The sequence below is a fragment of the Brachyspira innocens ATCC 29796 genome (genome assembly GCF_000384655.1).
Classification (GTDB): Bacteria; Spirochaetota; Brachyspiria; order Brachyspirales; family Brachyspiraceae; genus Brachyspira; species Brachyspira innocens.
Genome location: NZ_ARQI01000095.1, coordinates 19574 through 31906, shown reverse-complemented (window position 1 = coordinate 31906; position 12333 = coordinate 19574). Strand labels below are relative to the sequence as shown.

The window sequence follows — 12333 nt, the reverse complement described above, 5'->3', positions numbered from 1 at the left end:
TAACAATTAAAGCTAAAGAAATAAAAAGCGTTTCTAAAATAGAAAATAATGCCTTTAAATTTAAAGGGTGGGAGTTAAAATAATTTTCAAAATTTTAATTTAATCCCGCCCTTTTAGATTTAAAAGCTTTATTTTTTATATTAGTTTAATTAAATCTTTTTAGCTTTCACTTCAAAAATTGCACCCGCCCAAAGCGTTATTTAAATTAAGGCTTTTCTAAACGCACGCAGAGAGTATTTTTATATATAGTTCAATTTTATAATTCTAATTTTGCACTATATAAGAATCGATTGAACGTGCGTTGAATATATCATAAATTTAAAAACTGCTTGGGTTGGAAGCCAGAGTAACAGTTAAAGTTAAAAAAAGAAAAATCATTTATAAATAACAGATAGTATTGAAAAATTTAAAGGGTGGGAATGATAGTAAATTTTAAAACTTTACTTTAATCCCCGCCCTTTTAGATTTTAAGGCTTTATTTTTTATATAAACTTTGATTAAATCTCTTGAACTTTCACTTCAAAAAGTGCACCCGCCCAAAGCGTAATTTAAATTGTGTACTTTTTATACTTAATTATAATCGTAGAAATTATTACTTATAATGACTTATATTTTTTATTAATAATATATTGATATAAATATATTTAGGAGTTTTATTTATGTCTTTTAATTTTCAGTTAATTGTAAGAGATAAGTATTCGGAAGATATTTTTGATATTATAAGCGAAGCACAAAGTATAAAAGCTGATGATATAAAAACAGATTATAAAACATCAGACGGAAACAGAGCTTATTCTATAAAAACAGGAATAGGCAGTATTTCAAGCGGCAGAAGTTTTAATATAAGTATACCCATTTATGAATATAAAAATGATTTAGGCATATGGGTAAAAATAGAAGATCAGTATGCCAAATATACGAGCATGATACTATCAAGTAATATTAAAAGATATTTTATAAGGACTATTTTTGAAGATGAGATTTATGAGGCAGAATATATTATTAAATCTGTAGGCGGATATAATATTACGTATATAAATAATTTGGGAGTAGTAGATATTACACTTGAGGCATTGGATAAAGTATTTTTAAGACAAAAAGAAGAGGAGTACGAGATTGCCGTTACAGAGGATAATAAGCAGGATATTAATTATAAATCATTAAGTTTGGTTCCAGTGCCTTTATGTTTTAATTTAGAGTTTATAGTTTATAGTTGTTGGAGGAGTTTTAGAGTTTTTATTTGCTAATAGGGATAATTTCGGAATACAGTGCTATGCAGAATTAAGAAACGGAGTTTATAATATAGACTTTGACGGGGAAAGACTAAATATAAATGGTGTTTCATATGACTATAAAGGTATTCAGCCTGAGCTTAATGTTGGAAATAATGTTTTTTATTTAGAAAGCAATCAGACATGCATTAAAGCGTTAGTAAGATATAAGAGAGGTATTTTAATATAATGCGAAGAATGCCTTATCATTTTTTAAGAAATAAAATATATAAACTTCCTCCTAGTCCTTATGTAGGTTTTGAAGAGTTCGGCAATTATATAAAGATTAATGATAATATATATGCAGAGAATGCTTATAATAGTTACTTAAGCTATGAGTTTATAGTTAATAAAAGAGGGGGCAATACAAGCAAAGTAAGTTTCAGTATGCCTTTAAATTATTTTAGTATTAATGATAAAGTGGAATATTATCTTAACGGAAAAAAAAGATTTGCAGGATATATTGAGAGTATAGATAATGCAGGACTTAATTTGAGTATTATACCTATATGGGGAAAACTTCTTTATCAGTATATACAGGGCGATTTGATATTAGAATCTACTAAAGGGGCATTGGATATAGTTTTATTATTAAAAGAAAAGATTGAAGAGATGGGTATAATATTTGATGAAAAAAATATTACTCTTAATAATGATAAAAAAATAACAATGTCTTTTAGCGGAAAAAATATTTCAGATATACTTGATGAGGTTGAAGAGAGTATGTCCGATACTTGGTGCTGGGGAGTAGATTTTGACGGTTATTTTTATTTTAAAGAGTTTTCGGATATACCAAGCAGAAAATTAAATTGGCATAATAATGATTTTTCAGATAGTGATTATGAAGAGGATTCTGCAGATTTGGTAAGCCGTTATATTATAAAGATGAAAGATGTTATTATAGATGATGAAGGAGTTGAGAAAGAAGTATACAGAACTCTTCCAAAAATAGTAGGTGCTGATGAACTTTATCCTGCTATACCTTTAGAAAAAGAAATAGGTATAAAGACTGATATATTTGAAATAGAATACAAGTTAGAAAATTATGATTTAGCTTATGAGTTTGCCTATAAATTTTTAACCAGTCAGACAAAAAAAGAGACTGTACAAATAAAAGGACTAAACAGTAAAAATAATGATTTGAGTATAAACGAATGTGTAGAGTGCATATTGAAACCTACTAATAACTTTTATCAGATTATAGATTTTAATGATTTCACAGTAGCAGAAAGCAGATTAAATGAAGTGTATTCATCGGATATAATAGATATTGATGAGAGTATAGAATACAGAAAATATCCTAATTATAAACAGCAGCAATCAGTAACACTCACAGATATAGACAGATACTATAAAGAGATTTGCAATCAAAGCTATAATATCACAAAGATAGTAATATTTTTCTCAAATGGAATTGAAGGGGAGGATAATAAAAATATTTCAGCCATATTTCAAATAGAAGATAAAAATCATTTTCAAAGAAAGTATTTTCAAAATGGTTTCGGAGTATTTGATGTTAGAGGCTATGATAAAAGAGATATAATAATAACTTCAGAGAGGGGCAATATACTTTATGAAAAATTTATTTGCTTTTTTGATTCAGCTTCAAGAATTACAGATATGAATATACGTACTATAGATTATAAATTTGAAAATAATGCTCTTAATATAGATTTGGAATTGTCAAAGATGAATATAAAACTCACAAATTATTTATATAATCAGGAAGAGAAAAGAAAGAATCTTGAAAAACTTTTAAGCTATAGTGATTATTAATCTAATATTGCAGTAATAATTTTAAATGAATAAGTTTCAATAATAGGAGTGAATATTTATGATATCAAGCACTAAAGGAACTATATTAAATTATTTCGGACTTGCCAATACATACAATCCTTTTACCGATGAAAACTCTCTCTATACAGCAGAAAATCTATATTTTGAAATACCTAATGATGAGCCTTTTGAAAATGCAGGATACGTAGCAGTATCAACAGGTCTTTTAACTAATTCTCTTTCCTTTCTTAATGACTGTACATTTGAGATATATGATGATAATACAAAAATATCTGATTTATTAAATGTAATAGGAGAGATAGGAAATAATAAATATATGCCTAAAGATGGGCAGATATTTTGGTTTAATAAAGATGCTCTTAGAGGTACTTATTTTTTAAATAATGTTTATAAAGGGAAAAAACTAAAGATAGTAAGAGGGCGTTTTATAACTACTTCAATAACTTCAGGCGTTCTTAATGACATGTTTGAAAGGACAGTTGGAGTTCCTTCATATATAGAGGAGATTAATAGTATGATAGACAGCATAAAAAATAATTCTGCTTTTATAATAAAAGAAACTATAACAAAAACAGATTCAGGTACACAATATTGGGAATTGACTTGGAGAGATGATTTAGAGTATTTGCAGGCAGCGGGTTATGTGATAGGTAATACTGATGCTTTACTTTCTCTTTCTTCATACGGTCTTTATCAAAATAAAAATGATTCTGCTCCTTTCATAGGCTGGTTTGGAAGCAGTTCATCACATTATTATTATGGCGGAGAGTTTCAAAAAAGTTTTACTAATTATCAGGCTGGACTTCCTAATTTAAAATGGTTTCCTATACTTGAAAATAAGCCAGTACTAGGAATAAAAAATAATAGTGAAAATACTATAACAGCATATTTATATTTTTTGGTAAGGTATAAAGAGTGATTTTTTATAATATTATAAAAAATTAAATTTTCAAATTATCATATTCACTGCAAATCTATAATTTATATTTATCACAATTCTTTTTTATTATAATTCTATTATCTTTTTGATTGATGTTTATTAATTAATAATATATTCAAAAAATCATTTTTAATAAAATTTATAGTCTTGAATAAAAATCTATTAAAAAATAAATAACAAATAATTAAGGAAATATTATAAATGAATCTTAATGAAAATAATATACAAGCTCCTTTTCAATATAAAATAAGCGATAAAACTTTTGAACTAAAAACAGTTTCAGGAGGATTTTCTCTCAATACTGATAATGTACATGTAAAAGTATTTTCTGGAGAGAGGCTTTTTTGTGCAGATATTGGTTATGCTGTTGATGGGGCAGTTGAAGAAATGGAGTTTTTGATAAACGGTATAAAAGTTTATCCCCAAGTTTTAGAAAGTCTTGAAGATTTACAGACAGTTCAAGTTAAAGATAATGAAGTTTATCTGATAAGAAATGAACTTGATTTTAAGAGTATAGTTTTCTTTCCGCCAAGTGATTTAAATAAAAAATTTGATTTTACAATTACAACTTACAGCAGTACATTTTCTTCTTTTATGTTTGATGAGATAGCTAAAAGGTTAAACACTCTTGATATTAATTATCCTATTAAAAATTATTATGAGAATGAAGATTATCAAATTAATGACATAATAAAATACAATGGCTATCTTTATAGGGTTTTTAAAGATTTTACAAGCGACAGTACGGATTATTATTTAAAAAGTAATTGTAGTCTTTTAACACCTTTCAAAAAATTAGAACTTGATAATAGCTATAAAGCGAATGAATTAATAGAATATAATAATAATTTTTTTATAGTACAAAAAGATTTTTTATATCAGAAGTCTCTCGGAGTATTAACTAATTTAAACGGATTATTAAAGCCTTTACAGGATATAATTATTTGGTTTGACGGAATAACTAAAATATATAAAAATCAAATTGTTATAAAAGATAATATTTTATATAAAGTGCTTGAAGATATAGATAATCCTATTTGGGACAGTATTCAGCAAAAAATAGAAACATTAATAAAAGCAGATAATACTTTTTATGATGATAGTAATTCTTCTTTTGGAAATAATACAAATACAGTTCAAAAGGCAATAGAGAAATTAAAGTCTAATAAGCAGGATAGTTTAATCGCAGGCAATAATATTAATTTATACGGCAATGCTATAAGTGTAGAGGGCGGAGTAAATAAAGAATATGAACTTGGCAGTCTCTATATTATAAATGATTTAATTATCAAAGATGATAAAATATATAAAGTTAATGAAAGTTTTACTGCTTCAAATTGGAATATGGATATAAGTAAATGTGTTTTAATAAGTACAGGCGGAGGAAACGGTTCAAGTGAAGCAATAGATGTGAGTTTTGATAATACAAACGCAAAATTACAGCAGTTAGCAGGTTATGATTTTCCGAAGTTCAAAACAGAAATACCAGAAACTATAGATTTTGTAAATGCTGAAAATATAGCTATTAGCATAAAAAAAACTAATAATGATTATTTTATAGAGTATAAAGCTCTTTCGCCTTTTATAGCAAATAACCAAATTATTTTACATCAAGAAAATACTAATTTATATAAACTCCATAGCACAATCAATCAATTTTTTGAAACAGTATCTGAAAGCGAAGAAACTTATTATGAGGCTTTAGATGGAGAAATATTGTGGGAAGAAATAACTAATATAGAGGAATTGCAAAATAATCCTCCTATTAATGAAGATGGAAGTATTAATTATGATTTGATAGAAACAAGGACATTACAAGTAAAATCAAAATTTAAAATAACTAATGGCATTAATTCATATAATTTTTTAATAATAAAAAGTGAGGCTTTAGAAGAAATTGCTCCAAACACAATATGTCTATTAACTCTTAATATAAAAAATAGAGTATTAAGGAATGAAGATACTAATATATTTGCGTGTTCTAACGGATTTATGACAACACAAAAAATAATAGACTTCTATCATTTTACATTAGTACAGAATAATGATACGGTTATATTGAAAGGGGAATACACACAAAAAGAAGAGGCAGGTCTTACTATTGGTTTTTATAGTCCTATTATAGAGAATTATTTTTATACTCCTGATATTAGTTCTGTTCATGAATTAAAAAATACAAATGGTATAACTTCGAGTTCAGGTAAGCCGTTAAAATTTGCTTTTGCTAAAGCTAATCAAACAGAATTAGGAGCTCTCCCTTATTTATTACTCTTAATGTATCAAGATGATACAGATATACAAGTTGGCGATACTATTACTTTCAATCTCACACCAGACAAAAACTTTACGCTTAATCCTATTTATCAAGATGTTAGGAATGTACAGCAGTTAGGGGAGGTTCTGAATGATAAAGATTTGGAATTAGGAAAGAAAATTGATGTTTTATCTAGTCTTTATATGATACCAGCCTATTATACGCAGTATGCAAATGCAAGCGGAGTTTTTGATGCCAATGAAGCTCCTAGTGTCTGGTATAAAAAAATGTACGGTATTACTACTACTTGGCAGATAATGTTTAATAGTGAAAGCGTATATTTTAGAACCGAAGGAAGTTTAGCTAGTAGCGGCAGAAGTACTGGGTTACAGGGTGATGCTGGTAGAAATGCTACTGGAAATGTTAATTATGGAGATGATGGTCAGGGGAATATTGTAGGGTTGATAAGCTATCTATCATACCCTACAGGTGTATTTTATAAGGGAGGAAGGAGGTCAGTAATACTAGCAGGTGGAGTACCACGCGAAGCATACGATATAGGAATAAACCTTTCTTATGCTTACACTACAGCTAATGAGTTTAGAGTAAGAAACAGATTAATAAGAGTATATAAATTACTTACAATAAATGGTAAAACAGTAAGTCAAATAATGGCAGGAGTATAAAAATGATATTTGCTGTATATGATAAAAATACTTATAAATGTTATTTTGTTGAAGGTCAAAGTATTAATGATTTTCAGTTAGAATCTAATGAAGCTATAAAAGAGCATAATAGTAAGGATTTAAGTCAAAATGATATAAGGGCTTATAATGATGACGGTTCAGTAAAAAGCCTTGAACAACAAGTAAAAGAAAATATTATAACATTAAAAGATAATGAAATAATTGATGATGATGTTATTAGAGAATTAAATAAAAATAATGAAGATGATTTAATTGTTTTGATTGAAAGATGTCTTGAAAAAATAGATGACAGACAAAAGATAGTAACTAATGAATACGGTAGAAAATATATCACTTCAAAAAGTTATGAAGAATTATTTAATGATAATTTAATAACAGCTGAAGAATATAATAATTATATAATTAGTCAAAGACAAGGACAATATCAAATCAATTTAGACGGAGCAAGAGCAGAACTTGTAGACAGTGTATTAAATAGTTTAGCAAGTCAAGGTTTGCTTACAGAAGAACAAAAATCACAGCTTGAAAGTTTACAAATAAAAAGACAAGCAATAAAAGAAGAATACCCAAAAGAAAATTAATAAAAGTAATATTAAATAAGTGAGCCGAAGTAGGCAGTAAATTTATTTACTGCCTATATTTAGCGTAGGCGAACATAGCAATAAAGGAGGTTTACATGCTTAATAGAGAACAAATAATAAAAATAGGAATTAATGAAAAATGGTTAGAGCCTTTAAACAAATGTTTTGAAAAATATGATATTACTGACATTAACGAAGTGTCAATGTTTCTAGCTCAAACTACTCATGAAAGCAATGATTATAAAAGACTTGAAGAGAGTTTTAATTACAGACCTGAAAGACTTTTTGAAGTTTTTAAAAAAAGAGTGGGGACTATTGAGAAAGCTAAAGAGTTATGCTCTAAAGGTGCTGAAGCTATAGGAGACTTTGTTTACGGCGGAAGATTAGGCAATGCCAAAGATGAAGGATATAAATACAGAGGCAGAGGAATAATACAGCTTACTGGAAAAAATAATTATAAATATTATGGGGATAAATTAAATATTGATTTAGTAAACAGTCCAGACTTAGCAAAAGAGCCTGATACTGCTATAGAAATAGCTTTGCTTTTTTGGCGGGATAAAGGCTTGGGTTTATTAGCACGCAAGGGAGATGTTAAAGGAGTTACCAAACTTATTAACGGCGGTTACAATGGACTTGAAGATAGGCAGAATAGATTTGATAGAATATTAAAAATATTGGGAGCATAGCAATAAAGTAGTGAGCCGAAGCAGGCATTAAATTTATTTACTGCCTATATTTAGCGTAGGCGAACATAGCAATAAAGGAGGAAAGCGAATGCGAGCCTCAAAGTAAGTTTACTTGCTTTGAGTTTATAGGCGAGCATGACCAAGTAGGCACCCTTTGGGTGGCATAGCAATAAAGGAGGGTGAGCCGAAGCCATCTGTCAAACTTGTTTGGCAGATACTTTTAGGCGAGGCGAACATAGTAATAATGAGCGACTTTGCTATTATAGTTATTTGTATTTCTTCTATAGTAATAGCTTATTTCGTTTTTAATATTATTAAAAGCGGAAGACATGCTAATATGAAAGCTAATATTAAGGACGGTACTATAGAGTTTGGAAATAATGCTAACAGCAGTATACAAAATGTAAAAGAAGTTAAAAAAGAAATATTAAACAGTGATGTAATAGATGAAGAGAAACTTTTAAATAATCTTAATATAAAAGTGCCTACTGAAAAAGAATATAATTATAAAGAAGCTATCAAGAAGTATAAAGCAGAAATATATAATCTTAAAAATAAATACATTACTAAAACTATTTATATAGCTTTTTTGTATATAGTTCTTAATTGGGAAGTTTATACAAGAAGAGTTTTTAGAAAAGTGATTTATAAAAATGGAATAAGTAAATATGACGGACATAAATATTCAGAATATAAACAAAAATATATTGATAATATTATTTTAGCTTTTAATCAGTTATTACAAAAAAGTGAAATTAAAAGTCTTAAAAATAAAGATATTCAAATAATACTTAATACGAACATGCTTCTTTTTAATATTGAGCTTAATAGAATATTTGATGATATAAAAAATAGGCATATAGATGCAGAAAACAACAGAAAGAAAATTAATTTATCATTAACAGAAAATAACTCTGACAGCAGGGAAATATTTGAAAATGAATTAGAAAATATTAATGATTTTAATGAGGCTTTGAGAGAGATAGAAGACAGTATATTAAATAAAGATATTAGAGAATTAAAAGAGTTTATTTTAGGCAGTTTTCTTAATATGTTAAAAAATAATGTGGGGCAGAGTAAATGAGTATATTTAATTTTACAGACAAGCATAATGCCAATAAAAAACTTTCTATATATACAAGTATAATAAGTTTTTTACTAGGCTGTATTTGGGTATTTGTTAATCTTATTTGGAGAGGCAGAACTGTAACCAAAGAAGAGGCAATAGCTGTTGTAATAATTTTACTTGGGCTTAATGCTGTGAGTTTCGGTTCTGACTTGAGAGGATTCTTAAAGATATTAAGAAATAATAAAGATAGTAAAGAGAATAGGAAAGAGGATATTAAATAAATCTTTAAGGAAGTTACAATGTTTATAACGGTATTGATTAATATATTAAAGTCAAAGTATTTTTATACGGCTTTGATATTAATAGCTTTAATTATATATGTATCTTCTTTGAATATTAAATTAAATATAAAAAACAAAGAGATAGATGAATTAAATAATGAAATATATAAACTAGAGTATTCTAATAAATTATTAAGTAAAGATAATGATTTTAAGAAAAAGCAGGTTAATATAGCAGAAACTTTTTCAAAAAGCGATGAATATATAAATATTATAGAAAATAAAAAATTAAGTGATGATAGTATTAAAGCGTTAAATGGTATTATCAGTAATTATTATAGAAGTTTTGAATATGAAAGAAATTAGATTTTTATTATTATTAATATTTTTAGTGAGCTGTTCCAGTGTAAAATATGTAACTGTTCCTATGTCAGAACCTCCAGAAATATATAAGCCCAATATTATAAAAACTGAAAAAGATTTTTTATATGAATATAAACGATCCTTAATGAAAATAAGCGAATGGCAGAATTGGTATGCTATACAAACTAATAAATTTTAGTTTGATTAATAAACTCACAATTTTTATTATCAATAACAAAAAACATTAATTTTTTAAATGTAAATATATTATATTTTTTTATTAAATTATGGAAATTATATTGACATATAAGTGTTTTTTGTATAGAATATGTGCGAATTTTCATAATGTTTTTTTGGGGTAATATATTATATGAGTAAAATAAACCTATCAAGTGTAAAATTAGGCACTTTTAAAATGGGTAAATTAAACAGCATAATGTTTAAAATACCATTTATGGTAACAGTAATGATAATTATGTTATCGGTTATAATAATATCAGTATCTATAAGTCTAGCAACCAAAGAATTAAATGCAGTAACGGCTTCAGGATTTGAAACTTCTGTAAATGGTTTTTCTTCCTTAATAGATAGCATACTATCTTATCAGTCCATTCTTATAGAGTCCTATGCTAATATTCCTACAATAAAAGAATATATGTCAACTAGAAGTGAGGAAGTTCAAGACAGGGCTATCAGAACTATGACAGTATTATTTGATAATAATTCTTATATAGTAGATTTATTTATGCTGAGTTTAGACGGAAAAGTAATAGAGTCATACAATGGAAGCCAAGATGAGTCAGGGGAGGATATATCTTCAATGTATCCAGAATTATGGCAGTCATTTGTTTCTAAAAATTATAATACGGCATTATCATTTAATATATACAATCATGAAGACTATATTATACTTCCAGTTTTACAAGGCGTAAGAGATGATAATAATAATGTAGTAGGTGCTTTTATAGCATATGTAAATTGGGGCAAAATTATAGATGAAAGTTTGAAAGATTCAAAAGATCAGTTTTCAGATGAAAAGGTACTTTTTGTGATGAATAATAATTATGATATAGTTTATCATAATGATAAAAACAAATTGTTTTCTAAAGCTGCTGACTCCATTGTTATACCTCAAAATGAAGATTCAGGACTTATTAGCTATGTAAGAGAAGGGGAAGATATATCAGCATTCTTCAAGAAATTATCTTCTACAGAATGGGTGATGGTAGAAAGAACTACAGACAGATTATTATATGCACCCGGAAGAAAGATGACATTTATAGGTATCATCATAGGTATTATAGGTGTAGTAATATCTACAGCTATAACTATATGGTATATAAATGGTACTATTAAGCCTATGAAGTTTATAGTTGAAGAGGCAAAGGAGATGTCTGAAGGTAATTTTACTCTTAATGCTGCTGTAAATGATAGAAATGATGAAATAGGGGAGCTTTCACATTCTTTTCAAATAATGCGTGATAAAATAGTAACGGTTATAACAGATGTATTATCCGCTTCTTCAGAGATAGCAAATGCTGCAAATGAAGTTTATCAGGGTACTGAAGATTTGGCACAGAGAACTGAGTATCAGGCATCGAGTTTGGAGGAGACAGCTTCTTCTATGGAAGAGATGGCATCTACTATAAAATCATCAGCACAAAACTCAGTAGATGGCAATAAAGTTATGATAGATTCAAAAAATGCAGTTAAAGAAGGCGGAGTTGTAATAGGCGATACTACCAAAATGATAGAAGATGTTTATGCTGCAAGTGCTAAGATTAAGGATATTACTAAAGTTATAGAAGATATTGCTTTTCAAACTAATATACTTGCTTTGAATGCGGCAGTAGAAGCAGCCCGTGCAGGAGAGCAGGGCAGAGGTTTTGCTGTAGTAGCAAGTGAAGTAAGAAATCTAGCTCAAAACTCTCAGACTTCTGCCAAAAATATTACAGTGCTTATAGAAGATATTTATGAGAAAATAAATAAATCAGCAGAAATGGCAAGACACTCTCAGGATATTTTTAATAATATTGAGCTAAAAATAGAAGAAACTTCACAGATTATGAATGATATTAGCCAGACAGCTGTAGAGCAGGAAGCTGGAGTTGATCAAGTTAATACAGCAGTAACAAAAATGGATAGTATTACTCAGCAAAATGCTGCTTTGGTAGAACAGTCAACAGCAGCTACAAAATCGCTTCTTGACCAGGCTAAACATTTGGAAGATTTGGTTGCTTTCTTTAAAGTGAAATAATATTATATTATCATATTATACGAAAGAATTTTTTATTTTTTTTGTATAATATGATAAGTTTTTTATACTATATCATACTATACAAATGTCGTTTTTGTATTTTCCAGTAATTACTATAAAATAT

General features: G+C 27.6%; 11 protein-coding genes. All 11 read left to right on the top strand.

Going from position 1 to position 12333, the window contains the following annotated elements; genetic code table 11:
- The first annotated feature begins 659 nt into the window (after positions 1-659).
- The 11 genes from F811_RS16005 to F811_RS0104740 all read left to right on the top strand — a co-directional run bounded on the left by F811_RS16005 (position 660) and on the right by F811_RS0104740 (position 12209).
- Entirely contained in the window at positions 660-1247 is a 588-nt protein-coding gene (locus F811_RS16005; protein ID WP_020004144.1) for a hypothetical protein, read from the top strand.
- Between the two features lie 222 nt (positions 1248-1469).
- Complete coding sequence (locus F811_RS0104785; RefSeq protein WP_020004143.1) at positions 1470-3047, top strand: hypothetical protein; 1578 nt, start codon at positions 1470-1472, stop codon at positions 3045-3047.
- 58 nt (positions 3048-3105) lie between these two features.
- Entirely contained in the window at positions 3106-3987 is an 882-nt protein-coding gene (locus F811_RS0104780) for a hypothetical protein (RefSeq protein WP_020004142.1), read from the top strand.
- A 222-nt stretch (positions 3988-4209) separates the two neighbouring features.
- Complete coding sequence (locus tag F811_RS0104775) at positions 4210-6948, top strand: hypothetical protein (protein WP_020004141.1); 2739 nt, start codon at positions 4210-4212, stop codon at positions 6946-6948.
- A gap of 2 nt (positions 6949-6950) precedes the next feature.
- Entirely contained in the window at positions 6951-7550 is a 600-nt protein-coding gene (locus F811_RS0104770; protein WP_020004140.1) for a hypothetical protein, read from the top strand.
- A 95-nt stretch (positions 7551-7645) separates the two neighbouring features.
- Positions 7646-8239, top strand: coding sequence for a glycoside hydrolase family 19 protein (locus tag F811_RS0104765; protein ID WP_020004139.1), 594 nt, complete (start codon positions 7646-7648; stop codon positions 8237-8239).
- Positions 8240-8483: 244 nt separating this feature from the next.
- Positions 8484-9323, top strand: coding sequence for a hypothetical protein (locus tag F811_RS0104760; protein ID WP_020004138.1), 840 nt, complete (start codon positions 8484-8486; stop codon positions 9321-9323).
- Positions 9320-9589, top strand: coding sequence for a hypothetical protein (locus F811_RS0104755; protein WP_020004137.1), 270 nt, complete (start codon positions 9320-9322; stop codon positions 9587-9589). Before F811_RS0104760 ends, F811_RS0104755 begins: the two co-directional genes overlap by 4 nt.
- A gap of 18 nt (positions 9590-9607) precedes the next feature.
- Positions 9608-9955 (top strand): hypothetical protein, encoded by a 348-nt coding sequence (locus F811_RS0104750; protein ID WP_020004136.1) that lies wholly within the window; start codon positions 9608-9610, stop codon positions 9953-9955.
- Positions 9942-10151, top strand: a complete 210-nt coding sequence (locus F811_RS0104745; RefSeq protein ID WP_020004135.1) for a hypothetical protein — start codon at positions 9942-9944, stop codon at positions 10149-10151. The genes F811_RS0104750 and F811_RS0104745 overlap by 14 nt, the downstream gene beginning before the upstream one ends.
- Positions 10152-10322: 171 nt before the next feature.
- Complete coding sequence (locus F811_RS0104740) at positions 10323-12209, top strand: methyl-accepting chemotaxis protein (RefSeq protein WP_020004134.1); 1887 nt, start codon at positions 10323-10325, stop codon at positions 12207-12209.
- The last annotated feature ends 124 nt before the right edge of the window (positions 12210-12333 follow it).

Excerpts from the sequence above, each read along its gene's own strand:
- F811_RS16005 (WP_020004144.1), top strand. The coding sequence starts at position 660 with ATGTCTTTTAATTTTCAGTTAATTGTAAGAGATAAGTATTCGGAAGAT.
- F811_RS0104785 (WP_020004143.1), top strand. The coding sequence starts at position 1,470 with ATGCCTTATCATTTTTTAAGAAATAAAATATATAAACTTCCTCCTAGT.
- F811_RS0104780 (WP_020004142.1), top strand. The coding sequence starts at position 3,106 with ATGATATCAAGCACTAAAGGAACTATATTAAATTATTTCGGACTTGCC.
- F811_RS0104775 (WP_020004141.1), top strand. The coding sequence starts at position 4,210 with ATGAATCTTAATGAAAATAATATACAAGCTCCTTTTCAATATAAAATA.
- F811_RS0104770 (WP_020004140.1), top strand. The coding sequence starts at position 6,951 with ATGATATTTGCTGTATATGATAAAAATACTTATAAATGTTATTTTGTT.
- F811_RS0104765 (WP_020004139.1), top strand. The coding sequence starts at position 7,646 with ATGCTTAATAGAGAACAAATAATAAAAATAGGAATTAATGAAAAATGG.
- F811_RS0104760 (WP_020004138.1), top strand. The coding sequence starts at position 8,484 with ATGAGCGACTTTGCTATTATAGTTATTTGTATTTCTTCTATAGTAATA.
- F811_RS0104755 (WP_020004137.1), top strand. The coding sequence starts at position 9,320 with ATGAGTATATTTAATTTTACAGACAAGCATAATGCCAATAAAAAACTT.
- F811_RS0104750 (WP_020004136.1), top strand. The coding sequence starts at position 9,608 with ATGTTTATAACGGTATTGATTAATATATTAAAGTCAAAGTATTTTTAT.
- F811_RS0104745 (WP_020004135.1), top strand. The coding sequence starts at position 9,942 with ATGAAAGAAATTAGATTTTTATTATTATTAATATTTTTAGTGAGCTGT.
- F811_RS0104740 (WP_020004134.1), top strand. The coding sequence starts at position 10,323 with ATGAGTAAAATAAACCTATCAAGTGTAAAATTAGGCACTTTTAAAATG.